Source organism: Streptomyces violaceorubidus (genome assembly GCF_000717995.1).
Taxonomy (GTDB): Bacteria; Actinomycetota; Actinomycetes; order Streptomycetales; family Streptomycetaceae; genus Streptomyces; species Streptomyces violaceorubidus.
Genome location: NZ_JODM01000046.1, coordinates 1 through 23,801, shown reverse-complemented (window position 1 = coordinate 23,801; position 23,801 = coordinate 1). Strand labels below are relative to the sequence as shown.

Sequence of the window (23,801 nt, the reverse complement as noted above, 5' to 3'; positions counted from 1 at the left end):
CCATCGGGCGACCGGGTCCAACCGCGAACAATCCACCGGGCGCCGTACAGCCAACACAGGGCTTCGTACGTCCAACTGTGCGAACAGGTCGCGTGCGGGAGCACGTTCGCGGGTCCGAGGGTGGGAGAGGGACATGACGCAGAGCAGTGTGCGCGAGGAGGGAACGCGACCCGACTCCGTCCGGCACGCCCACGGTCGGCGAGCCGGACGCGGCGGCCGGAACGAGGGCGGTACGGGCACGCGCGGGCAGGGCGGCGCGGGCGGCCACGGCGGGGGCAGACGCTCCGGGCGGCGGCGCGCCGGGGGGCGCCGGCACCGGGCGCTGAGGTGGTCCGCGACGACCCTCGCGGTGCTGATACTCGGCACGGCCGGCGCCGGATACCTCTACTACCAGCATCTGAACGGCAACATCGACAAGGGCGAGCGCAGCAGCGGCGACTCCAAGGCGCACAAGGCCGAGCCGAACGCGGCCGGTCAGACGCCCCTGAACATCCTGCTGCTGGGCTCCGACAGCCGCGCCTCCGACGCCAACGTGGCGCTGGGCGGCGGTAAGGACCACCGCGACAACCCGCCGCTGGCCGACGTGCAGATGCTGATCCACCTGGCCGCCGACCGCAAGAGCGCCGCGGTGGTGAGCATCCCCCGGGACACCCGGGTCGACATCCCGGCCTGCGAGGACCCCGACACCGGGCAGAAGTTCCCGGCGACCAACACCATCATCAACACCTCGCTGGCCCGCGGCGGCGCCGGCTGCACCCTGGCCACCTGGGAGAACCTCACCGGGGTCTACATCGACCACTGGATGACGATCGACTTCGCCGGGGTGGTCTCGATGGCGGACGCCGTCGGCGGCGTCGAGGTCTGCACGAACCAGAACGTGTGGGACCGCCCGCTGCCCGGCGTGCCCGGCGGCTCGGGCCTGAAGATGACGGCCGGCCCGCACAAGGTCCAGGGCGAGCAGGCGCTTCAGTGGCTGCGCACCCGGCACGCCTGGGGCAGCGACCCGCTGCGGGCCCGGGCCCAGCACATGTACATGAACTCGATGATCCGCACGCTGAAGGGCCAGAACGTCTTCACGGACGCGGGCCGGCTGATGAACCTGGCCGAGGCCGCCACGAAGTCGCTGACGGTCTCCGAGGAGATCGGCACCGTCAAGAAGCTGTACGACCTCGGCGCGCAGCTCAAGACGGTGCCCACGGACCGCATCACCATGACGACGATCCCCACCGTCGAGGACCCCGAGGACAAGAACCACCTGCTGCCGGCCACCGACGCCGACAAGATGTGGGCGATGCTGCGCGACGACGTGTCCTTCGACGACAAGGGCACGAAGGAGAAGAAGGGCGCGGGCAAGGACGACGGCAAGGACGACGCCGGGGACGACGCCGGTGCGCAGGGCGACGCCCGGCGGCCCTCCGACGAGCCCGCCGCCGACGCCGAGATCGGCGTCCTGGTGCAGAACGCCACCCGCTCGGCCACCCTCGGCCCGGTCACCGGACGGGCCGGTGAGATCGCCGGGGCGCTGGCGGAGAAGGGCTTCGCCAAGGCGGCCAAGGACGGCTCGGCGGCGCTCTCCGAGGAGCGGACCGTGGTGCGCTATCCGAGCGACGAACTGGCGGGCGACGCACAGCGCGTCGCCGAGGCGATGGGGATTCCGGCGGACGCGGTGCGCAAGTCCACCGACGTGTCCGGGATCACTCTCGTGGTGGGAGCTGACTGGCGCCAGGGCACGTCCTACCCGAAGCAGAAGACGCCCGAGGCCGGGGACCTGCCGGAGACGAGCGACGCCCTCAACGGCTCGGACACGAGCAAGTGCATGGATGTCTACAAGCCGTATCAATGGTAGGAGTTCACGAAAATAGGAGGGAATGCCCTGTTGTAGGGGTGACGATCGTGACACCGGTTTCGTTCGACGCCGAACCGGGCGGATAGTGTGAGCGCTCCAGTGCCCCCTGCCACGAGGTCCGCCCTGGCGTCGTGCACTTGTTGACTCTTTATCGTGCGCCTTCAGGGGAAGGTGCCGCGTGGCCCCCGACGGAGGACTGGGAGACCGTGGACGCGCAAGGACGTGGGCGGGCAGACGACGTCGATCCCGCAGACCAGTGGGTACTCAATCCGCGGACCGGTGAATACGAACTGCGGCTGTCCCCCTCCGCACCGCAGTCGCCCGTCCCCGGACCCCGCACCCAGGGCCGCCGGACGAGCACCCCGGGCCGTGAGGTGCCGCCCCAGCGGCGGCGCCGGGCGGAGCCCGAGGCTCCGGCGCCCGGGCGGCGCGGACGCCGGCCGGAGAAGAAGAAGTCCCGGGGCAAGCGGGTCCTGCTGTGGACCGGCGGCAGCATGGCCTTCGTCGTCCTCGTGGCCGGTGTGGGGGGCTACGTCTACCTCAAGCACCTCGAGGGCAACGTCTCGACGACGGACGTCGGCACCGCCGGAAGCAGCAGCTTCAAGAAGGACGAGGCCTTCAACATACTCATCATCGGCACCGACAAGCGCACCGGTGAGGGCAACGAGGGCTACGGCGACAAGGGCAGCGTCGGGCACGCGGACACCAACATCCTGCTGCACGTGGCCGAGGACCGCTCCAACGCCACCGCGCTCAGCATCCCCCGCGACCTGATCGTCAACATCCCCGACTGCGAGACCACGCAGGAGGACGGGACGAAGAAGGTGATCCCCGGCTCCTCGGGCGTCCGCTTCAACCAGAGCCTCGGCGACCTCGGCCGGGACGCGGGCTGCACGATGCGCACGGTGACGGAGACGACCGGCATCAAGCCCGACCACTTCGTGATGGCCGACTTCAACGCGGTCAAGACCCTGACCTCGGCGGTCGGCGGCGTCGACGTGTGCGTGGAGCACGCCGTGGACGACCCGAAGTCCCATCTCAAGCTGCCCGCGGGCGAGTCCACCGTCGAGGGCGAGCGGGCCCTCGCCTTCGTCCGCACCCGGCACGCCTTCGGCAACGAGGGCGACCTGGACCGCATCAAGGTGCAGCAGCAGTTCCTCGGCTCGCTGATGCGGAAGATGGCCTCCAGCGACACCCTCACCAGCCCCACCAAGCTGGTGAAGCTCGCCGAGGCCGCGACCGAGGCCCTCACCGTGGACACCGCCATCCGCAAGGTGGGCACGCTCAAGGACATGGCCCTGGAGCTGAAGAAGGTGCCGACGAAGAACATCACGTTCACCACGGTGCCGGTGGTCGACAACCCAGCCGAGAAGATCAAGGCGACGGTGGTCGTGAACGAGGCGAAGGGCCCCCAGGTCTTCGACATGATCAAGAACGACATCTCCTTCACCGAGGTCGACCAGGCCGACCAGGCCCGCGCCCTCGCCGAGATCCTCGGCCTGTCCGGCGCCGCCATGAAGCCCGGCGAGAGCGTCACCAACTCCCAGGGCCTGCCCACCATGACCCTCACCCTCGGCAAGGACTTCAAGGGCGCCGGCGTCAAGCTCGACGCCGCATCCGTCAAGAAGCCGGACCTGGACAACGAGTCCACGGCCGACCAGAAGCAGTGCGCAAGTTGACCTGAGGGGCCTGTCGTACGTCTCACAGGACGGCGACGGGCCCACGCGGTGGCCCGGGGGCGGGAGGGACGCGGAAGTGACGCGGAGCAGGGTGCAGGGGGAGGACACGGACGGGGGCGCCACAGCCGCCCCCGAGCGTGAGGAGGCCGTCCGGGGGGACGGTGACAACGGTGTCAAGGACATCAAGGGCGGCATCAAGGGCGAGAGCGAGATCAAGAGCGAGGCCGAGGGCGACACCGAGCACGCACCGGAGGGCCCCCGTCCGCGCCGGCGGCGCCGGGTCCTGCGCTGGACCGCGGTGGTGCTCGCCGTGGTCCTGGCCGGTACGGCCGGGGCGGGTTACCTCTACTACGAGCACCTCAACGACAACATCAAGCAGGACACCCTCAACCTGGGCGACAGCAAGGTCGCCGCGCCGACGCCGAACGCGGCCGGGCAGACCCCGCTGAACATCCTCGTCATCGGCTCGGACGCCCGGGACAGCAAGGAGAACCAGCAACTGGGCGGCGCCCGCGAGACGTTCGGCTCCACGCCGCTGGCGGACGTGCAGATGCTGGTGCACCTGTCCGCCGACCGCAGCAACATGTCGGTGGTCAGCATGCCGCGGGACACCCTGCTGGAGATACCCCGGTGCACCGACCCAAAGGACGGCGAGGTCTACCCGGCGAGCGAGGGCCGGGTGATGGCCAACCAGAGCCTCGGTCACGGTGGTCCCGGCTGCGCGGTGGCCACCTGGCAGGAGCTGACCGGCATCCACATCGACCACTTCGTGATGGTCGACTTCGCGGGCGTGGTCTCGATGGCGGACGCCGTCGGCGGCGTCCCGGTCTGCGTGGACGCCAACATCCACTCGCGCGACGGTTCGGGCCACGGCTCCGGTCTGAAACTGGCCAAGGGCATGCACCCGGTCAAGGGCGAGCAGGCGCTCCAGTGGCTGCGCACCCGGTACGGCTTCGAGGACGGCAGCGACCTGGCACGGGCCAAGGCCCAGCACATGTACCTGAACTCGATGGTGCGGGTGCTGCGCGAGAACGCGACGCTGAGCAGCCCGAACAAGCTGCGCAGGCTCGCCGAGGAGGCCACCGCGGCACTCACCGTCGACCCGGGTCTGGACTCCGTCAAGAAGCTGTACGACCTCAGCGACGAGCTGCGCGAGGTGAAGCCCGAGCGCATCACCATGACCACGATGCCCAACCGGTACGTCGGCGCCCGCGTCGAGCCGACCGAGGACGCCGAACAGCTCTTCCGGCTGGTGCGCGAGGACATCGCGCTGGACGGCAGGGACGAGAAGAAGCCCGACGCCGAGCCGAAGCCCCCGGCCGACCCGGCCGCACCCGACGCCGAGCTGGCGGTCCAGGTCCGCAACGGCACTCACACGGACGAGTCGGGCACGGCCCCCGGACGCGCGAGCACGATCGCCGGGCTCCTCGTGGAGCGGGGCTTCACGAAGACGGTCGCCGACCCCTCGGTGCTGCCGAGCGAGAAGCGTACGGTGATCCGCTACCCGAGCGCCGACCTGGAGGGCGACGCCCGGCGCGTCGCCAAGGCCCTCGGAATCCCGGCGAGTTCGGTGAAGCGGTCGACGGACGTCTCCGGCGTCACCCTCGTCGTGGGCGCCGACTGGCGCGAGGGCACGGCGTACAAGGCACCCGGGAGCGACGACCGGACCCCGCAGTCGGCCGAGGCCCTCAACGGCGCGGACGACAGCGCCTGCATGCACGTGAACCCGGGGTTCACCTGGTCCTGACGGACGACGTCAGCGCCTGCCGGCGGCGTCCGTGACGCCCGGCGCCGCGGCCTCGGCGTCCGGCCGGACCGCCGGGCGCCGGGAGGCGATGACCTTCCTGGCCAGCGACTTCGGGCTGGTCAGGAAGCCCCAGCCCCAGGACATGTGCATGGTCGCCAGCGCCACCGGGATCCGCACCCGCGCCTTCGGCCCGAGCCCCTTGCCGGCGGGCAGCGAACCGGCCAGGATCGCCGCGAGGTAGCCGCCGGGTACGACGAAGCCCCACGGGGTCAGCACGGCGCCCACGACGACACCGGCCGCGATGGCGCACACGGCGGCCGGCGGGGCGAGGTAGCGCAGGTTGATGGAGCCGGAGTGGTAGCGCGCGACGACGTGGCGCCAACGACCGTAGTCCCTGTACTGCTTGGCAAGCGCCCGCACGGACGGCCGCGGCCGGTAGGAGACCTTCAGCTCCGGCGAGAACCAGATCAGGCCGCCGGCCTCGCGGATGCGGAAGTTCAGCTCCCAGTCCTGGGCGCGGACGAACTCCTCGTTGTACCCGCCCTGCCGCTCCAGCGCCTCGCGGCGGAACACGCCGAGGTAGACGGTCTCGGCGGGCGCCGCCTCGCCGCCCGTGTGGAACGCGGCGTTGCCCACCCCGATCTTCGACGTCATCGCGGCGGCGACGGCGTCCTCCCACGCGTTGTCGCCCTCGGCGTGCATGACGCCGCCCACGTTCTGCGCGCCGGTCTCCTCCAGCAGCCGTACGGCCGTGGCGATGTAGTTCGGCGAGAGCATGCCGTGGCCGTCGACGCGGACGACGACCGGGTGGCGGGAGGCCCTGATCGCGGCGTTCAGCGCGGCGGGCGTACGGCCGGTGGGGTTCGGCACGGTGTGCACGCGGGGGTCCTCGCGGACCAGCTCGGCGGCGATCTCCTCCGTGCGGTCCGTGGAGGGACCGACGGCGATCACGACCTCCATCTCGCCGGCGTACTCCTGGGCGAGGATGGCGCGGACGGCGCCGCGCAGGTGCCGCTCCTCGTTGAGCACGGGCATGATCACGGAAACGGCGGGGAGCCGCACGTCGGACGGGACGTTCATCGGTGCTCACGTTACCGCGAACGGGGGACACGGATGCGCGCCGCGGGGGTCGCAGCCCCGGGCAGCAGATCGTATGGGCCTACGGTGCTCAGGAATCCCACGTCCGGCCTCACGGTGCACGCCCAGGGCCCCGTCCCCGCGGAGGTGTCCCCTTGCCCACGCCGCCCCGCTCGTCCCGGGTCCCGGCCTCGACCACCCGGGGCGGGCCTCCCCCGCAGCGCGGCGGGCCCCGGTCGTCCCGGCGTCCGCCCGGGCCCCCCGTACGGCGGAGGAAGCCGCGCTGGGCCATGCGGGCGGTGACCGCGCTGTCGGTGGTGGTGCTCGCCTCCGCCGGGATCGGGCACGCGGTGCTCACCGGTCTGGACTCCGACATCCCGCGGTTCGACGCGTTCAAGGACATGAAGAACCGGCCGCGGGCGGGCGACGGCATGAACGTCCTCATGGTCGGCACCGACGGCCGGGACCGGATCACCGAGGAGGAGCGGCGCAAGTACCGGCTGGGCGGCGCCCCCTGCCACTGCACCGACACCATCATGATCGTGCACATCTCGGAGGACCGGGAGCGCGCGAGCGTGGTCAGCCTGCCGCGCGACTCGTACGCCGTCACGCCCGGCCACACCGACCGCACCACCGGCGAGCACCACGGGGGGCACCCGCTCAAGCTGAACGCGGCCTATGCCGAGGGCGGCCCGCAGCTGACGATCCGCACCGTGGAGAACATGACCCGCGTGAAGATCGACCACTATCTGGAGGTCGACTTCACCAGCTTCATGAAGACGGTGGACGTCCTCGGCGGCGTGCGGATCTGCACGGTCCAGCCGCTCAAGGACAGCTACACCGGGCTCGACCTGCCGCCCGGCACCCACACGCTGAAGGGCGGGCAGGCGCTTCAGTACGTGCGGGCCCGCCACCTCGACGGCGCCTCGGACCTGAGCCGGATGAAGCGCCAGCAGCGCTTCCTGGCCGCCCTGATCGACCGGGCGACCTCCTCGGGGATCCTGCTGAACCCGCTGAAGTTCCGGGACGTGACCCGGGCCGTGCTCGGCTCGGTCCGTGCCGACCAGGGCTTCGGCACCGACGAACTGCTGACGCTGGGGCGGGCGATGCGGAACTTCTCGCCGTCGTCCTCCGAGTTCACCACCGTGCCGATCGGGAAGATGGGCTACGCCGTCAAGGGCGTCGGTTCGACCCTGAAGTGGGACCCGGCGAAGTCCGAGCGGCTCTTCGACGCCCTGCGCGAGGACGAGCCGCTGGCCGCGCCCGAACCGAAGCCGAAGGGTCCGCCGCCGGTGCGGGTCCCGGTGGACCCGAAGCAGATCCGCGTCCAGGTGGAGAACGGCACCCGCACCTCCGGGCTCGGCAAGCGGGTGGACGACGCGCTGGCCGCGACCGGGTTCCGCACCACCAAGGTGCCGCGCAACGCCACCGACCGGGCCGTCGGGCGGACCGTCGTCGCCTACGACCCGCGCTGGGACCAGTCGGCGAAGTCGCTGGCCGCCGCCCTGCCCGGCAGCGAACTGAAGCCGGTCAAGGGGCAGGGGGCGACGCTGAAGGTGATCGCGGGCGCCGACTTCGAGAAAGCCGTGAAGGTGGCGCCGGCGGACCCGCCGCAGGAGTCGGGCACGGTGGTGCGGGGCGACGAGGTGACCTGCGGCGGGTGAGGGCCGGGGCGTCCGGCCGACCCTGGCTCAGTTGCCGGAGACCGTGACCTTCTCGTCGTTCTTCAGCTCCTCGACGAGCTTCTTCACCTTGGCGTCGTCCCACTTCAGATTGCCGCCGACGCTGCCCGAGATCGGCATGTTCATCGAGGTGCCGTCGCCGCCGCTGACGCTCTTCATCGCCCAGAACATGCTCGCCAGGTCGAACAGGCCCATGTCCTTGTCGACGACGAGGGAGTCCAGACCGGCGCCCATGGTCGGGTAGAGCTTGAACGGGTTGAGGACCGTCGACGGGGTGGCCACCTGGCTCGCCAGCGCTGACAGGAACTTCTGCTGGTTCTTGGTGCGGTCCAGGTCGGAGCCGGCCAGCGCGTACCGGGTGCGGACGAAGGCGAGGGCCTCCTCGCCGTTCAGGGTCTGCTTGCCCTTCTGGAAGTCGGCGCCGGACTTCTTGTCCTTGATGTCCTGCGGGATGTCCATCTCGACGCCGCCGACCGCGTCCACGATGTTCGCGAAGCCGGCGAAGCCGATCTCCACGTAGTGGTCCAGGCGCAGCCCGGTGTTGTGCTCGATGGTGCGCACCAGCAGCTCGGGGCCGTCCTCGGCGTAGGCGGCGTTCAGCTTGGTGTGCCGGCCGGTGCCCGGGTACTTCTTGCCGGACTCGGAGCCGACGAAGCTCGGGATCTCCACGTCCGAGTCGCGGGGCAGGGAGATCAGCGTCGCCCCGTTGTCCCCGGTGTGCAGGATCATCATCGAGTCGGTGCGCTTGCCCTCGGCGGAGCCGGTGTGCAGGTCCTTCTTCTGCGCGTCGGTCATGCCCTCGCGGCTGTCGGAGCCGACGATCAGGTAGTTGGTGCCCTCGCCCGCCCCGGGCCGCTCGATGACCTTGGACAGGTCGACCTCGCGGTTGAGCTTGGAGTCGGCCCAGAAGTAGGTGCCGACGGTGGTGACGACCAGCACGGTCACCACCGTGATCGCGGTCCACTTGATCCGGCGGCGCCAGTTCGGCGCGGGCCGGACCGGGCCCTGACCGCCGGGGCCCTGGCCGCCGCCGCTGCCCCCGTAGACCTGGCCGGTGTTGTAGCCGCTGTCGTAGCCGTCGCCGCCGTACCCCTGTCCGTCGGTGTACGACGGCTGCTGGGGCACCCCGGCGCCGTACGGCGGGGCCGACGGGCCCGGGCCGGGCGGCGGCGTCGCGCCACGGCGGACCTGACGCATCACCCGTGCGCTCTCGGGCCGCGCGCTCGCGCTGCCGCGTCCGTATCCGCTGCCGCGGTTGTCACCGGACCATCCCTCGGGCCAATCATTCATGCGCACCAGTGTGCAGGCCCGCCCTGCGGGGGTTACAAGGTATGTCGGAAAATCAGGGCAGTGCTGTTGCGAACCCGACACAAAATCACGCCGGGGTGGCCCCGGCATAAGGTGGAGGGCATGACAGACCAGGCAGAACAGGCCTCGGACGCACAGCAGGCGCTCCCGGAGATCCCGGGCAAGCCGACCTCGGCCTCCCGCACCACCCTCAGCCACATCATGACGCACAGCGACACCAACCTCCTGGGTACGGTGCACGGCGGTGTGATCATGAAACTCGTCGACGACGCCGCGGGCGCCGTGGCCGGACGGCACTCCGGCGGGCCCGCCGTCACCGCGTCCATGGACGAGATGGCGTTCCTCGAACCGGTCCGCGTCGGTGACCTCGTCCATGTGAAGGCGCAGGTCAACTGGACCGGCCGGAGTTCCATGGAGGTAGGCGTGCGGGTCCTGGCCGAGCGGTGGAACGAGTCCGCCCCCGCCACCCAGGTCGGCTCGGCCTACCTGGTCTTCGCCGCCGTGGACGCCGACGGCAAGCCGCGCACGGTGCCGCCGGTGCTGCCCGAGACCGAGAAGGACAAGCGCCGCTACCAGGAGGCGCAGATCCGCCGCACCCACCGCCTGGCCCGCCGCCGCGCGATCATGGAGCTGCGCGAGCGACGGGTGGCGGAGGGGTACGAGGACTGAGCCCTCCCGCGCGCCTGGGCGCGCACGTGCCGGTTACGGCAGGTTGCGCGCCATCACGATGCGCTGCACTTGATTCGTGCCCTCATAAATCTGCGTGATCTTGGCATCGCGCATCATGCGCTCCACCGGGTAGTCACGGGTGTAGCCGTAGCCGCCGAGCAGCTGGACCGCGTCGGTGGTGACCTCCATGGCCACGTCGGAGGCGAAGCACTTGGCGGCGGCGCCCTGGAAGGTGAGGTCGCCGTCGCCACGCTCGGACTTGGCGGCGGCCGCGTACGTGAGCTGGCGGGCGGCCTCGATCTTCATGGCCATGTCGGCGAGCATGAACTGGATGCCCTGGAAGTCGGCGATCGGCTTGCCGAACTGCTTGCGCTCCTTGACGTAGCCCTTGGCGTAGTCGAGGGCGCCCTGGGCGATGCCGAGGGCCTGGGCGGCGATGGTGATGCGGGTGTGGTCCAGCGTCTTCATCGCGGTGGCGAAGCCGGTGCCCTCCTCGCCGATCATGCGGTCGGCGGGGATGCGGACGTTGTCGAGGTAGACCTCGCGGGTCGGGGAGCCCTTGATGCCGAGCTTCTTCTCCGGGGCGCCGAAGGAGACGCCTTCGTCGGACTTCTCGACGACGAAGGCGGAGATGCCCCTGGAGCGCTTGCTCGGGTCGGTGACGGCCATCACCGTGTAGTACTCGCTGACGCCGGCGTTGGTGATCCAGCGCTTGACGCCGTTGAGGATCCAGTGGTCGCCGTCGCGGACGGCCCTGGTCTTCATGCCGGCCGCGTCGGAGCCCGCGTCGGGCTCGGAGAGGCAGTAGGAGAACATGCCGTCGCCCTTGGCGAGCGGGGTCATGTACTTCTTCTTCAGCTCCTCGGAGCCGGAGAGGATCACCGGGAGCGAGCCGAGCTTGTTCACCGCGGGGATGAGGGAGGAGGAGGCGCAGACGCGGGCCACCTCCTCGATCACGATGACCGTGGCGAGCGCGTCGGCACCCGCGCCGCCGTACTCCTCGGGGACGTGGACCGCGTGCAGGTCGTTCGCGGTGAGGGCGTCCAGGGCCTCCTGCGGGAAGCGGGCCTCCTCGTCCACCGCGGCGGCGTACGGCGCGATCTTCGCCTCGGCCAGCGAGCGGACGGCGTCCCGGAGCATGGCGTGCTCCTCGGACGGGCGGTACAGGTCGAAGTCAGCCGATCCGGCCAAGGTGTCTCACGCTCCAAAACGCTGTGCTGCGGGCACGCTAACTACCGTTAAGTAACCCAAATTTTAGAGCCCCGGCCGTGCCGGTGGATAGGTGAGCTTGACGACAGCCGGGCGAAGGGCGTTTTGCCGGGTCCCGGATATGCTCGGGCGCGCAACCGTGCCGTACACCTCTGGAGCACCCATGGCCCTGAAGATCACCGTGATCGGTACCGGCTATCTCGGCGCCACCCATGCGGCGGCCATGGCCGAGCTGGGTTTCGAGGTGCTGGGCCTGGACGTGGTGCCCGAGAAGATCGAGATGCTCCAGCGGGGCGAGGTCCCGATGTACGAGCCGGGTCTTCAGGAGCTGCTGCGCAAGCACGTCGCCGGCATCGGGGGCTCCAGCGGGCGGCTGCGCTTCACCACCGACTTCGCCGAGGTCGCGGCCTTCGGCGACGTGCACTTCCTGTGCGTGAACACCCCGCAGAGGCACGGCGAGTACGCCTGCGACATGTCCTACGTCGACTCCGCGCTGGCCTCGTTGGCCCCGCACCTGACCGGCCCCGCGCTGGTCGTCGGCAAGTCGACCGTGCCGGTGGGCTCCGCCGACCGGCTGGCCCGCTACCTGGCCGAGCACGCGCCGGCGGGCGAGGAGGCCGAGCTGGCCTGGAACCCGGAGTTCCTGCGCGAGGGCTTCGCCGTCGAGGACACCCTGCACCCCGACCGGCTGGTGGTCGGCGTGCGCAGCGAGCGGGCCGAGCGGCTGCTGCGCGAGGTGTACGCGACGCCGATCGCGGAGGGCTCGCCGTTCGTCGTCACCGACTTCCCGACGGCCGAGCTGGTGAAGACCGCCGCGAACTCCTTCCTCGCCACCAAGATCTCCTTCATCAACGCGATGGCGGAGGTCTGCGAGGCGGCCGGCGGCGACGTCGCCAAGCTGGCGGAGGCGATCGGGTACGACGACCGGATCGGCAAGAAGTTCCTGCGGGCCGGGATCGGCTTCGGCGGCGGCTGTCTGCCGAAGGACATCCGCGCCTTCATGGCCCGCGCCGGTGAGCTGGGCGCCGACCAGGCGCTGACCTTCCTGCGCGAGATCGACTCCATCAACATGCGCCAGCGCGGCCGGATGGTGGAGCTGACCCGGCAGGCGCTGGGCGGCGGCCCGTTCCTGGGCAAGCGGATCGCTGTGCTCGGCGCCACCTTCAAGCCCGACTCGGACGACGTGCGCGACTCCCCCGCGCTGAACGTCGCCGGGCAGGTCCACCTCCAGGGCGCCCAGGTGACGGTGTACGACCCCAAGGGCATGGGGAACGCCCGGCGGCTCTTCCCGACCCTCGGCTACGCCGACACGGCGCTGGAGGCGGTGCGGGGCGCGGACGTGGTCCTGCACCTCACCGAGTGGCGGGAGTTCCGCGAGCTGGACCCGGAGGCGCTCGGCGAGGCGGCGGCGGCCCGGGTGATCCTGGACGGGCGCAACGCCCTGGACCCGACGCTCTGGCGGAAGGCCGGCTGGACGTACCGGGCGATGGGCCGCCCGACGGCCTGACGACTGCACGACGGCCTGACGACTGCCCGACGGCCTGACGACTGCCCGACGGCCTGGCATCTGCACGACCGCTGCCCGGGGTCGGCCCGAGGTCGGTGCACGAAGGCGACGCCGGTTCGGCCGAGGCTCAGTCGGCCGAACCGGCGTCGTCGGCATTCTGCCCCACGAAGCGGCGCGGGGGCCGGTGAACCCCTCGGGGTTTACCCGCCCTTGGCCCGGTACCGGCGCATCTTGGCGCGCGCCCCGCACACCTGCATCGAGCACCAGCGGCCCCGTCCGCCCGGGCTGCGGTCGTAGTACGCCCAGTGGCAGTCGGCGGCCTCGCACGCCTTGAAACGGCTCCAGGTCCCCGCCACCAGCGCCTCCGCGACGGCGGCGGCGACGCGGGCGGCGAGGGAGCCGTCGCGGGCCGGTGCGAGGGCGGCGGAGCCGTCGGCGGGGTCGACGGCGACGACCAGCGGGGCGGCGGCCAGCAGCTCGCCCAGCGGGGTCACCGGGCGGTGCGGCGGGTGACCGGCGTGGGCGAGCAGGGTCGCCCGCAGGGACTCGCGCAGCTCACGGGCCGCGGGTACCTCGTCCTGCGTCAGGCCGAACCGCGCCCGGCCCTCCCGCGTGTCCAGCGAGTCGGCGCCCGTCTCCAGGTCCACCGTGTTCACCAGGGCCTCGACCAGGCCCAGGCCGCCCGGTGCGGGCGATCTCTCACTCATGCTTGCGACGTTACCGCCCATGCGGCAGCATGCAGTAACCGTTACTGGTTACCCGCTCTGTACGGGTAACGGAAAAATCGTAGACCGCGTGCTTCAAGGAGGAAGTCATGGCTGTCGCCGAACTGGGCGTCGTCGTCCTGGACTGTCCCGAGCCCCGTGCACTGGCCCGCTTCTACGCCGACGTGCTCGGCGGCACCGTCGAGGGCGAGGGCGACTGGGTCGACCTGAAGCTGCCGGGCGGACGGGCGCTGGCGTTCCAGGCCGCCCCCGGGTTCGTGCCGCCGAAGTGGCCCGCGCCCGACGACTCGCAGCAGTTCCACCTCGACCTCGACGTGAAGGATCTGGACGCGGCCGAGAAGGCGGTCCTGGAGCTGGGCGCGAGGCCGCTGGACGCGGAGGACCGCACCCGGACCTTCCGGGTTTACGCGGACCCGGCCGGGCACCCTTTCTGCCTCTGCGCCTGCTGAGCACCGGCCCTTGAGCACTCGGAGGACTCCCATGGCACCTGCGGAACGTTTCCGCTCCGTCGTCGTCGACTGTCCCGAGCCCCGTGAGCCGGCCCGCTTCTACGCGGCGGTCGGGGGCGGCACGCCCGACGAGGCGGACCCGGAGTGGGTGGTCCTCCAGGTGCCCGGCGGTCCGCGCCTGGCCTTCCAGCGGGCGCCGGACCTCACCCCGCCCGAGTGGCCGCGCTCCGACCGCAACGCCCAGCAGTTCCACCTCGACTTCGACGGCGGGGCGACCTGGGCGGAGATGGACGCCGCACACGAGCGGGTGCTCGCGCTCGGCACCCGGCCGCTGGACCTGGAGGACCGGGAGGGGAAGGACTTCATGGTGTACGTCGATCCGGCGGGGCATCCCTTCTGCCTGTGCCGGATCGAGCACCCGTGACGCTCGGGCCGACCGGCCCGCTCGTGCCGGCTAGCCGTCCAGGTCGGCGATGGTCGCCGTGGACGGCTCGCGGCGCAGCTGGGCCGCCTTCGCGGTGAAGGCCGCCGCGCGCAGGACGCGCTGGAGGTTGCCCCAGGTCAGCAGGGCCACGTCCGCCTCGTCCCAGCCGCGCCTGAGCAGTTCGGCGACGAGCCGGGGGTAGCAGGAGGGGTCGCCCAGCTCCAGGGGGTGGGCGGTGCCGGTGTCGTAGGTGCCGGACAGGCCGACGCTCTGCGGCCCGGCCACCGTGCGGACGTGGTCGAGGTGGTCGGCGACGTCCCGGACGGTCGGGCCGGTCTGCTCGGCGGTCAGCGGCACCATGCACAGGCCCCCGGCCGCGCCCAGCTCCACCAGCAGGTCGTCCGGAAGGTTCGCGGGGTGCGGGCGCAGGGCCCGTGCGGCCGAGCGGGTGCACAGCGCCGGCGCCTTGGACACCGCGAAGGTGCGGCGGACGGTCTCGGCAGAGGCGCCGGAGAGGTCGGCGACCACACCGAGGCGGTTCATCTCCCGCACGACCTCCTCGCCGAACCGGGTCAGCCCCGCCTCGCTCGCCCAGCTCACCCCGGACAGCGTCAGGGCGCGCAGGCCGAGGGCGTGCAGGGAGCGCAGGATGCCGAGGCAGTCGCCGAGGGCGGCGGCGCCGGCGGGACCGGGCAGCACGGCGACCCGGCCGCAGTTGCGGGCGTCGATGGCCTGCCCGGCGTCGTAGGCCAGCCGCAGTCCCTCCGGGTGGGTCCGCACGACCGTCTTGACCAGGTCGAGCTGTTCCAGCGTGGCGCCGACCGCGCGCTCCCCGTCGAGGGACTCGGGCAGATGCAGCGACCACAGCAGTGCGCCCACGTGCCCCGCGCGCAGCCGCGGCACGTCGGTGTCGACGGCACTCTCGCCCAGCTCCAGGTCGTACCAGGGCAGGTGCCTGAGCGCCCAGGGCAGGCCGTTGCAGCCGTCGGCGACGGGGTGGGCGGCCAGCACGGCCAGCGCCCGGGTCAGCGGCTCGTCGTCGGGGTCGGACACGGGCGCGTAGGGCTCCGGCGCAAAGGCCTCCGCGGCGAGCGGCACGGGCAGGTCGTCGAGCCCACCGGCCTCGGTACCGGTGTGCAGGTCGTCCTGGAGGTCTGCCATGACGGGCTCCGTACGGTCGTCTGAGGTACGGCCACCGTCGCACGGAGCGGAAAGGGCTTCCTGGTGGATGGTGCGTTCGGGGGTACGCGGCTCAGTCCCTGGCCGCGTCGATCACCTCGTCCAGGGTGTCCCCGGTCCGGGCCGAGTCCCCCGCCACGGACGCCGTACGGGATGCCGCCGCGCGGCTGCCGGCCGCCGGGGCCGATCCGGTCGCGCTGGGCCGGCCGTTCCTCGCCAACCCGGACCTGGTGGCGCGGCTGCGGCTCGACGCGCCGCTGAACCCGGTGCGCGGCCGGTACTTGGATTACGTGGGCGGGGCGACCGGATACACCGACCACCCCGCCCTCCCGGAGGTGACGGCTCAGCCGTCGAGCTCCTCCAGCGACGCGTTGGACGGCTCCCGCGTGGCCTGAAGGCCCCGGGCCACCTCCTCGGCGGCGTCGAGGACGCGCACCGCGTTCTTCCAGGTCAGCTTGGCCAGGTCGGCCTGGGACCAGCCGCGGTCCAGCAGCTCGGCGATCAGGTTCGGGTAGCCGGAGACGTCGCCGAGGCCGTCCGGGGTGAAGGGCGTGCCGTCGTAGTCGCCGCCGATGCCGAGGTGGTCGACGCCGGCGACCTCGCGCATGTGGTCGAGGTGGTCGGCGACCGTGGACACGGTGGCCACGGGGCGCGGGACGCGTTCCTCGAAGGCGGCGTGGACCTTCATCGCCTCCGGGCTGGTGTCGAGGTGGTGGAAGCCGTGCGCGCGCATGTTGTCGTCGGCCTCGGCGGTCCAGTCCACGGCCGCCTGGAGCACGAACTTCGGCACGAACGTCACCATCGCCATGCCGCCGTTGGCGGGCAGCCGCTCCAGCACGTCGTCCGGGATGTTGCGCGGGTGGTCGCAGACGGCGCGGGAGGAGGAGTGCGAGAAGATCACCGGCGCGGTGGAGGTGTCCAGCGCGTCGCGCATCGTCGTCGCCGCGACGTGCGAGAGGTCGACCAGCATGCCCTCGCGGTTCATCTCCCGCACGACCTCGCGGCCGAAGGCCGACAGGCCGCCGACGCCGGGCTCGTCGGTCGCCGAGTCCGCCCATGCCACGTTGTCGTTGTGGGTGAGCGTCATGTAGCGCACGCCGAGCGCGTACAGGGCGCGCAGCGTGGCCAGCGAGTTGTCGATGGAGTGGCCGCCCTCGGCGCCCATCAGCGACGCGATCCGGCCCTCGGCCCGGGCGGCCTCCATGTCGGCGGCGGTCAGCGCGGCCCGCAGCTGCGCCGGGTGGCGGTCGATCAGCCGCCGTACGCAGTCGATCTGCTCCAGCGTCGCGGTCACCGCGCCCGGCAGGTCGGAACGGACGTACACCGACCAGTACTGCGCGCCGACTCCGCCGGACCGCAGCCGGGCCAGGTCGGTGTGCAGGCAGGCGGACTGGTCGGCGGCGATGTCGCGGGCGTCGAGGTCGTAGCGGACCTGTTCGCGCAGCGCCCAGGGCAGGTCGTTGTGCCCGTCGACGACCGGGAACTCGCGCAGCAGCTCGCGGGCCCGGTCGAGGGAGGCCGTGGAGGCCGTGGAGCTGGTCATGGGCGTGCCTTCCGTTCCTTGTGTCGCTGGTGTCACTCGCGTCACTCGCGTCACTTGCCGAATCCGAAGCCGGCCGCGGAGCCCCCGACCTTGTTGCGCAGCCGCTTGCCCTTCTCGGTGGCCTGGTCGTTGAGCTCCTGCTGGAACTCGCGCATCCGGCCGAGCAGTTCCTCGTCGTGGGCGGCGAGCATGCGGGCGGCCAGCAGACCGGCGTTGCGGGCGCCGCCGACGGAGACGGTGGCGACGGGGACACCGGCCGGCATCTGCACGATGGAGAGCAGGCTGTCCATGCCGTCCAGGTACTTCAGCGGCACCGGGACGCCGATGACCGGCAGCGGGGTGACGGAGGCGAGCATGCCGGGCAGGTGGGCGGCGCCCCCGGCCCCGGCGACGATCGCCTTCAGTCCGCGTCCGGCGGCCTGCTCGCCGTACGCGATCATCTCGTGCGGCATGCGGTGCGCGGAGACGACGTCGACCTCGTAGGGGATCTCGAACTCGTCGAGGGCCTTGGCGGCGGCCTCCATCACGGGCCAGTCGGAGTCCGACCCCATGACGATGCCTACGACCGGGCTCGCCGGGCTGGCCTGGCTCATTCGGTGATCGTCCCTCTCAGGTAGCCGGCAGCGTGACGGGCGCGCTCCAGCACGTCGTCCAGGTCGTCGCCGTAGGTGTTGACGTGGCCGACCTTGCGGCCGGGCTTCACGTCCTTGCCGTACATGTGGATCTTCAACTGCGGGTCGCGGGCCATGCAGTGCAGGTACGCGGAGTACATGTCCGGGTAGTCGCCGCCCAGGACGTTGACCATCACGGTCCACTTCGCGCGCGGGCGCGGGTCGCCGAGGGGGAGGTCGAGGACCGCGCGGACGTGGTTGGCGAACTGCGAGGTGATCGCGCCGTCCATCGTCCAGTGGCCGGAGTTGTGCGGGCGCATCGCGAGCTCGTTGACGAGGACGCGGCCGTCGCGGGTCTGGAACAGCTCGACCGCGAGGTGGCCGACGACACCCAGCTCCTTGGCGATGCCGAGCGCCATCTCCTCGGCGCGCAGGGCCAGCGCCTCGTCCAGGTCGGGCGCCGGGGCGATCACCGTGTCGCAGACGCCGTTCACCTGCTGGGACTCGACGACGGGGTAGGCCACCGCCTGGCCGTGCGGCGAGCGGACCACGTTGGCGGCCAGCTCGCGGACGAAGTCGACCTTCTCCTCCGCCAGCACGGGCACACCGGCGCGGAAGGGCTCGGCGGCCTCCTCGACGGAGTCCACCACCCACACGCCCTTGCCGTCGTACCCGCCGCGGACCGTCTTGAGGACGACGGGGAAACCGTCCCCCTCGTCCGCGAAGGCGGCCACGTCGGCCGGATCGCTCACGATCCGGTGCCGCGGGCAGGGCACGCCGATCGCGACGAGCTTCGCGCGCATCACGCCCTTGTCCTGGGCGTGCACGAGCGCCTCCGGACCGGGGCGGACGGGGATGCCGTCCGCCTCCAGGGCCTTGAGGTGCTCGGTCGGCACGTGTTCGTGATCGAAGGTGATCACGTCACAGCCGCGCGCGAACTCGCGCAGCGTGTCCAGATCGCGATAGTCGCCGACGACGACTTCGTTCACGACCTGCGCCGCAGAGTCCTGGGGAGTGTCACTGAGAAGCTTGAACCTGATGCCCAACGGGATGCCCGCCTCGTGTGTCATACGAGCGAGCTGGCCTCCGCCGACCATGCCGACTACCGGAAACGTCACACCCCTAGCGTATCGGCCGCGCGGAGCCCACCCTGTTTACCGGCCGTTTCGGGCCGGTCCGGACGCCCGTTCCGGCTCCCGCGGATCCGTCCGCAGGAAGATCGCGCGTCCGGGTGGTTAGCATGAGCGGATTGACGCCAACCGATGGACGGGGGCCTGCACGGCCATGGGACAAGGTTCCTCGGGTGCCCACTCGGCTCCCTCCGCGCCCCCGGCGCCGCGCGCCGGGATGCGGGAGCGGATCGGCCGGCTCGTGCGCGAGGTCGCGAAGTTCGGCGCCGTGGGCGGCGCGGGGGTGCTGGTCAACCTCCTCGTCTTCAACCTCGTGCGGCACACGACCGACCTCCAGGTGGTGCGGGCCAGCATCATCGCCACGATCGTCGCGATCGTCTTCAACTACGTGGGCTTCCGCTACTTCACCTACCGCGACCGCGACAAGAGCGGGCAGACCCGCGAGATGTCGCTGTTCCTGCTGTTCAGCGCGGTCGGGCTGGTCATCGAGAACGGCGTGCTCTACACGGCGACGTACGGGTTCGGCTGGGACAGCCCGCTGCAGAGCAACATCTTCAAGTTCCTCGGCATCGGGATCGGCACGCTCTTCCGCTTCTGGTCGTACCGCAGCTGGGTCTTCCGCACGCTGCCCGCCCGTGAGCCGGTGACGCGGGCGGAGACCTTCCTGGAGCCCGAACACCCGGCAGCGGTGACCCGCGCGAACGGCGCCTCCGCCGTCCGGCGCTGATCCGCCCGCCCCGCACGGGGCCTCAGCGCACCGTCGGCTCCCCGCCGTCCGCCGTGGACTTCTTCGCGGGCTGCGTCCGGGACAGGAACAGGCCGAAGACCGGCGGGCGCCCCTGGAGCAGCTCCAGGCGGCCGCCGTCCGCCTCGGCCAGGTCGCGGGCGACGGCGAGGCCGATGCCGGTGGAGTTGCGTCCGCTGATCGCGCGCTCGAAGATCCGCGCCCCCAGGTCGCCCGGGACGCCGGGGCCCTCGTCGGTGACCTCGACCACCGCCTGGTTGCCGGTCACCCTGGTCCGGAGGGCCACCGTGCCGCCGCCGTGCATCAGGGAGTTCTCGATCAGCGCGGCCAGCACCTGCGCGACGGCGCCCGGGGTGCCCACGGCCGTCAGATGGCGCTTGCCGGAGCTGACGATGGCCCGGCCCTCACCGCGGTAGGCCGGGCGCCACTCGGCGATCTGCTGCTGGATGACGTCGTCCAGCTCGAAGGTGACGGCGGAGCCGCTGCGCGGGTCGCGGGAGTTGGTGAGCAGCCGGTCCACGACGTCGGTCAGCCGCTCCACCTGCGACAGCGCGATCGTCGCCTCCTCCTTCACCGTCTCCGGCTCGTCGGTGAGGGTGATCTCCTCCAGCCGCATGGACAGCGCGGTCAGCGGCGTACGCAGCTGGTGGGAGGCGTCGGCGGCCAGCCGGCGCTCGGCGGTGAGCATCCGGGCGATGCGCTCGGCGGAGGAGTCCAGCACGTCCGCGACCCGGTCCAGCTCGGGGACGCCGTACCGCTTGTGCCGCGGGCGGGGGTCGCCGGAGCCGAGGCGTTCGGCGGTCTCGGCGAGGTCGGTGAGCGGGGAGGCGAGGCGGTTGGCCTGCCGGATCGCCAGCAGTACGGCGGCGATCACCGCGAGCAGCGCCACCAGGCCGATGATCAGCAGGGTGCGCCCGACCTCCCGGGTGACCGAGGAGCGGGGCTCCTCCACCAGGACCGTCTCGCCCTCCTCACCGGTGGCCCTGCCCTGGAGGACGTCCCCGGACGGCTTGTCGCCGACCTCGACGACCGGCTCGCCGGGGATGCGGATCAGGGCGTACCGGGCGTCGCGGATCTGCTCCCGCAGGAAGTCCTCGTCGACGGAGCCGGTGCCGATGAGCCGGCTGTCGACGATGCTGGCCAGGCGCACCGCCTCCAGGTCGACCCGTTCCTGGGCGGTGCTGCTGATGGTCCGGGTCTCGACGATGACGAGGGAGACGCCGAAGACGGCGATCACGACGAGCACCACGGCGAGCGTGGACTGGATCAGTCGACGGCGCATGTCCTCTTACCCGGAAGGCCCCCCTCGGGGCTCGCTCAGTTCTTCTCGAAACGGAAGCCCACGCCGCGCACGGTGGCGATGTAGCGGGGGTTGGCCGCGTCGTCCCCCAGCTTCTTGCGCAGCCAGGAGATGTGCATGTCGAGGGTCTTGGTCGACGACCACCACGTGGTGTCCCAGACCTCGCGCATCAGCTGGTCGCGGGTGACGACCCGGCCGGCGTCGCGCACCAGGACCCGCAGCAGGTCGAACTCCTTCGCGGTGAGCTGGAGCTCCTCCTCGCCCATCCAGGCCCGGTGCGACTCGACGTCGATGCGCACGCCGTGGGTGGCGGGCGGCTGCGGGGGCTCCACGGCCCCGCGCCGCAGCAGGGCCCGGACCCGGGCCAGCAGCTCGGCGAGGCGGAAGGGCTTGGTGACGTAGTCGTCGGCGCCCGCGTCCAGGCCGACGACGGTGTCCACCTCGTCGGCGCGGGCGGTCAGGATCAGGATCGGCACGGCGTGGCCCTCGGACCGCAGCCGGCGCGCGACCTCCAGACCGTCCATGCCCGGCAGGCCCAGGTCCAGCACGACCAGGTCGATGCCGCCCTGCAGCCCGGCGTCGAGTGCCGTGGGTCCGTCCTCACGCACCTCGACCTCGTACCCTTCCCTGCGCAGTGCGCGGGCCAGCGGCTCCGAGATGGACGCGTCGTCCTCGGCGAGCAGTACACGGGTCATGCGCTGATGGTAGTCCGCTCGGAGCAACGCCCGGGGCAAGATCGGCTCCGGGACCCCCGCTCAACGGACAAGCCGGACACCTCCCGAACCCCCTCCGCGCCACCTGCCTCGTCGGCCCCCTACGCGGACCTGCGGCTGTGGGGTGCCATCCTGTGATGGACCTTCGATAGGTGGCTCGCGGTTCCACCCTTACCTGTGATCCGTGTCTCAAGTCCTTCCATAACGGGCGGTGTCCTGCCGTATGGTGAATCAGCGCCTGTAGCACCCAGCGGACCTTTGGCGACAGTTCAACGCTGAAGGTCTCTTTTGTGTGCGGGCCGAGCCTCACGGCCGGCCTTGAAAGGAATGACCTGTGGCCGGGCCTCACCGCGTGCAGTGACGCGCGCACAGGCGTGGATCCCGGTGGCCGCCGCCCACCGCTTCGTCACCCGGAGCGGAATCCCTCAGGCGTGGGAGGGGCGGGCAAGGCCGCCGGTGCCGGCCGCCCCCACCGGGCGCGCATCGCCTCATGAGCGCGTCCCGACCAGCAAGGATCGACCATGGCGTCCAGCCTGACGAAGGACTCGGTCACCCCGGGCACCCCCGGCTCCGAGAAGACCTTCTTCGGCCACCCCCGCGGACTGGCCACACTCTTCATGACCGAGATGTGGGAGAGGTTCTCCTACTACGGCATGAGGGCTCTGCTCCCGCTGTACCTCGTCGCCCCGGGTGGCCTCGGTCTCGGTGTCGGCACCGCGACCGCGATCTACTCGGTGTACCTCTCGCTGGTGTACCTGCTCACGATGCCGGGCGGCTGGTTCGGCGACCGGGTCTGGGGCCCGCGCAAGACCGTCGCCATCGCCGGCGGCGTGATCATGCTCGGCCACCTCACGCTGGCGCTGCCGTCCTCCGGCACGTTCTACGCGGGCCTCGGTCTGGTCGCCATCGGCTCGGGTCTGCTGAAGGCCAACATCTCCACGATGGTCGGCCAGCTCTACGACGGTCCCGACGACCCGCGCCGCGACGGTGGCTTCACCGTCTTCTACATGGGCATCAACCTCGGTGCCTTCGCCGCGCCGCTGACCATCGGCACCATCGGCGAGAACGTCAACTGGCACCTGGGCTTCGCGCTCGCCGCGGTCGGCATGGGCCTGGGCGTGCTCCAGTTCCTCATCGGCAGCCGCCACCTGGCCCCGCACTCCAGCACGGTCCCGAAGCCGCTGTCCGTGGAGGAGAAGACCTCGACGCTGCGCAAGGCCGCGTTCTGGGCCGCGCTGGCCGTCGTCTTCTACGCGATCGTCGGCTTCTCCGGCCACTACACCCTGAACTGGATCCTGGTCCCGCTGACCCTGCTCGGCGTGATCATCCCGGTGCTGGTGCTGACCAACATCAAGCGCGACAAGTCCCTGAACCGCGCGGAGCAGTCCAAGATGTCGGCGTACATCTGGTTCTTCGTCGCCGCCGCCGTGTTCTGGATGATCTACGACCAGGGCGGCTCGACCCTGTCCCTGTTCGCCGACTCCTCGGCCGACAACAGCGTCTTCGGCTGGAACTTCCCGGTCTCCTGGTACCAGTCGGTCAACCCGGTCATCATCATGGCCCTGGCCCCGGTCTTCGCCACGCTGTGGCTGGCGCTCAACCGCCGCGGCAAGGAGCCCAGCACGGTCGTCAAGTTCTGCGGCGGCCTGGTCCTGGTCGGCGCGTCCTTCTTCCTCTTCCTCGCCCCGCTGGGCATCGCGGAGGGCGGTCACAAGGCGGCGGCCCTGTGGCTGGTGGCGATCTACTTCGTCCAGACCTGCGGCGAGCTGATGCTCTCCCCGGTCGGCCTGTCGGTGACGACGAAGATGGCGCCGGTGAAGTACGCCTCGCAGATGATGGGCGTCTGGTTCCTGGCCGTCACCGCCGGTGACGCCACGACCGGCCTGCTCTCCATCGCCGGCGTCGACCTCAACAAGACGGGCATCGTCGCCGCGGAGGCGACCCTCGCGGTGGTCGCGGGCGTCGCGATCTGGATGTACCGCAAGCGCGTCAAGGACCTCATGGGCGACGTCCGCTGAGTCCGGCGAACGCCTGCTTCCTTCACGGAGGGCCGCCTCATCCAGCCGGATGAGGCGGCCCTCCGTCCGTTCACCCGGACCCCGGCCAGGCCCGCGGTAGCCGTGGACCTGGCCGGGGTTCGGGTGGCGAACCTGGCCCCACCCCGGGGGGTGCCTCTATGTCTTTCGTCAAGCGAGCTGTGGGGTTCGGGGTTCGTAGAAGGTTCCGTCGCGGAGCATGGCGAACAGGACGCTGGTGCG

Annotated in this window: 20 protein-coding genes and 1 pseudogene; 11 read left to right on the top strand and 10 right to left on the bottom strand. The window is 71.4% G+C overall.

Annotated features, from left to right (window positions below; genetic code table 11):
* The first annotated feature begins 133 nt into the window (after positions 1-133).
* The 3 genes from IE94_RS0132200 (at position 134) to IE94_RS0132190 (ending at position 5,272) form a co-directional block, all read left to right on the top strand.
* Positions 134-1,846, top strand: a complete 1,713-nt coding sequence (locus tag IE94_RS0132200) for an LCP family protein (RefSeq protein WP_030191450.1) — start codon at positions 134-136, stop codon at positions 1,844-1,846.
* A gap of 206 nt (positions 1,847-2,052) precedes the next feature.
* Positions 2,053-3,525, top strand: a complete 1,473-nt coding sequence (locus IE94_RS0132195; RefSeq protein ID WP_030191448.1) for an LCP family protein — start codon at positions 2,053-2,055, stop codon at positions 3,523-3,525.
* Positions 3,526-3,601: 76 nt separating this feature from the next.
* Complete coding sequence (locus tag IE94_RS0132190) at positions 3,602-5,272, top strand: LCP family protein (RefSeq protein ID WP_030191446.1); 1,671 nt, start codon at positions 3,602-3,604, stop codon at positions 5,270-5,272.
* Between the two features lie 9 nt (positions 5,273-5,281).
* On the opposite strand, the gene IE94_RS0132185 is transcribed toward IE94_RS0132190, so the two are convergent.
* Positions 5,282-6,352 carry a glycosyltransferase family 2 protein gene (locus tag IE94_RS0132185; protein WP_030191444.1) on the bottom strand — a complete coding sequence of 357 codons (1,071 nt, stop codon included), beginning with the start codon at positions 6,350-6,352 and terminating at the stop codon, positions 5,282-5,284.
* Between the two features lie 152 nt (positions 6,353-6,504).
* On the opposite strand from IE94_RS0132185, the gene IE94_RS0132180 reads away from it, so the two are divergent.
* Complete coding sequence (locus IE94_RS0132180) at positions 6,505-8,013, top strand: LCP family protein (RefSeq protein WP_483414648.1); 1,509 nt, start codon at positions 6,505-6,507, stop codon at positions 8,011-8,013.
* A gap of 27 nt (positions 8,014-8,040) precedes the next feature.
* On the opposite strand, the gene IE94_RS0132175 is transcribed toward IE94_RS0132180, so the two are convergent.
* Entirely contained in the window at positions 8,041-9,321 is a 1,281-nt protein-coding gene (locus IE94_RS0132175) for an LCP family protein (protein WP_209441102.1), read from the bottom strand.
* Positions 9,322-9,441: 120 nt separating this feature from the next.
* Between IE94_RS0132175 and IE94_RS0132170 the strand changes: the two genes are divergently transcribed.
* Positions 9,442-10,008: an acyl-CoA thioesterase gene (locus tag IE94_RS0132170; protein WP_030191438.1), complete on the top strand. Its 567-nt coding sequence runs from the start codon at positions 9,442-9,444 to the stop codon at positions 10,006-10,008.
* A 33-nt stretch (positions 10,009-10,041) separates the two neighbouring features.
* Here IE94_RS0132170 and IE94_RS0132165 read toward each other — a convergent pair whose 3' ends face one another.
* The gene (locus IE94_RS0132165) at positions 10,042-11,199 is read right to left on the bottom strand and encodes an acyl-CoA dehydrogenase (protein WP_030191436.1); all 1,158 of its coding nucleotides are present in this window, start codon (positions 11,197-11,199) and stop codon (positions 10,042-10,044) included.
* A 181-nt stretch (positions 11,200-11,380) separates the two neighbouring features.
* On the opposite strand from IE94_RS0132165, the gene IE94_RS0132160 reads away from it, so the two are divergent.
* On the top strand, positions 11,381-12,724 hold the full coding sequence (locus IE94_RS0132160) for a UDP-glucose dehydrogenase family protein (RefSeq protein ID WP_030191434.1): 1,344 nt from the start codon (positions 11,381-11,383) through the stop codon (positions 12,722-12,724).
* Positions 12,725-12,924: 200 nt separating this feature from the next.
* Here IE94_RS0132160 and IE94_RS0132155 read toward each other — a convergent pair whose 3' ends face one another.
* On the bottom strand, positions 12,925-13,431 hold the full coding sequence (locus tag IE94_RS0132155; RefSeq protein WP_030191432.1) for a CGNR zinc finger domain-containing protein: 507 nt from the start codon (positions 13,429-13,431) through the stop codon (positions 12,925-12,927).
* A 107-nt stretch (positions 13,432-13,538) separates the two neighbouring features.
* Between IE94_RS0132155 and IE94_RS0132150 the strand changes: the two genes are divergently transcribed.
* A complete protein-coding gene (locus IE94_RS0132150) occupies positions 13,539-13,898 on the top strand; it encodes a VOC family protein (RefSeq protein ID WP_030191420.1) in 360 nt (119 codons plus the stop codon).
* A gap of 31 nt (positions 13,899-13,929) precedes the next feature.
* A complete protein-coding gene (locus IE94_RS0132145) occupies positions 13,930-14,322 on the top strand; it encodes a VOC family protein (RefSeq protein ID WP_030191417.1) in 393 nt (130 codons plus the stop codon).
* A 30-nt stretch (positions 14,323-14,352) separates the two neighbouring features.
* Here IE94_RS0132145 and IE94_RS0132140 read toward each other — a convergent pair whose 3' ends face one another.
* Entirely contained in the window at positions 14,353-15,483 is a 1,131-nt protein-coding gene (locus IE94_RS0132140; protein ID WP_030191415.1) for a dipeptidase, read from the bottom strand.
* A 152-nt stretch (positions 15,484-15,635) separates the two neighbouring features.
* On the opposite strand from IE94_RS0132140, the pseudogene IE94_RS0132135 reads away from it, so the two are divergent.
* Positions 15,636-15,896 (top strand): annotated as a pseudogene (locus IE94_RS0132135) (alkene reductase); the annotation flags it as partial.
* Here IE94_RS0132135 and IE94_RS0132130 read toward each other — a convergent pair.
* From IE94_RS0132130 to IE94_RS0132120, 3 genes are read right to left on the bottom strand one after another with little or no spacing between them, the layout of a single operon-like run.
* Positions 15,845-17,044, bottom strand: coding sequence for a dipeptidase (locus tag IE94_RS0132130; protein ID WP_030191409.1), 1,200 nt, complete (start codon positions 17,042-17,044; stop codon positions 15,845-15,847). The pseudogene IE94_RS0132135 and the gene IE94_RS0132130 overlap by 52 nt on opposite strands.
* 50 nt (positions 17,045-17,094) lie before the next feature.
* On the bottom strand, positions 17,095-17,637 hold the full coding sequence (gene purE / locus IE94_RS0132125; RefSeq protein WP_030191407.1) for a 5-(carboxyamino)imidazole ribonucleotide mutase: 543 nt from the start codon (positions 17,635-17,637) through the stop codon (positions 17,095-17,097).
* Positions 17,634-18,773 (bottom strand): 5-(carboxyamino)imidazole ribonucleotide synthase, encoded by a 1,140-nt coding sequence (locus IE94_RS0132120; protein ID WP_030191405.1) that lies wholly within the window; start codon positions 18,771-18,773, stop codon positions 17,634-17,636. The genes purE and IE94_RS0132120 overlap by 4 nt, the downstream gene beginning before the upstream one ends.
* Positions 18,774-18,939: 166 nt before the next feature.
* Between IE94_RS0132120 and IE94_RS0132115 the strand changes: the two genes are divergently transcribed.
* Positions 18,940-19,512 (top strand): GtrA family protein, encoded by a 573-nt coding sequence (locus IE94_RS0132115; RefSeq protein WP_037924214.1) that lies wholly within the window; start codon positions 18,940-18,942, stop codon positions 19,510-19,512.
* A 22-nt stretch (positions 19,513-19,534) separates the two neighbouring features.
* On the opposite strand, the gene draK is transcribed toward IE94_RS0132115, so the two are convergent.
* Complete coding sequence (draK, locus tag IE94_RS0132110) at positions 19,535-20,812, bottom strand: two-component system sensor histidine kinase DraK (RefSeq protein WP_030191400.1); 1,278 nt, start codon at positions 20,810-20,812, stop codon at positions 19,535-19,537.
* A gap of 35 nt (positions 20,813-20,847) precedes the next feature.
* Positions 20,848-21,525 carry a response regulator transcription factor gene (locus IE94_RS0132105; RefSeq protein WP_030191398.1) on the bottom strand — a complete coding sequence of 226 codons (678 nt, stop codon included), beginning with the start codon at positions 21,523-21,525 and terminating at the stop codon, positions 20,848-20,850.
* A gap of 539 nt (positions 21,526-22,064) precedes the next feature.
* On the opposite strand from IE94_RS0132105, the gene IE94_RS0132100 reads away from it, so the two are divergent.
* The gene (locus IE94_RS0132100) at positions 22,065-23,561 is read left to right on the top strand and encodes an MFS transporter (protein ID WP_030191396.1); all 1,497 of its coding nucleotides are present in this window, start codon (positions 22,065-22,067) and stop codon (positions 23,559-23,561) included.
* Positions 23,562-23,801: the final 240 nt, after the last annotated feature.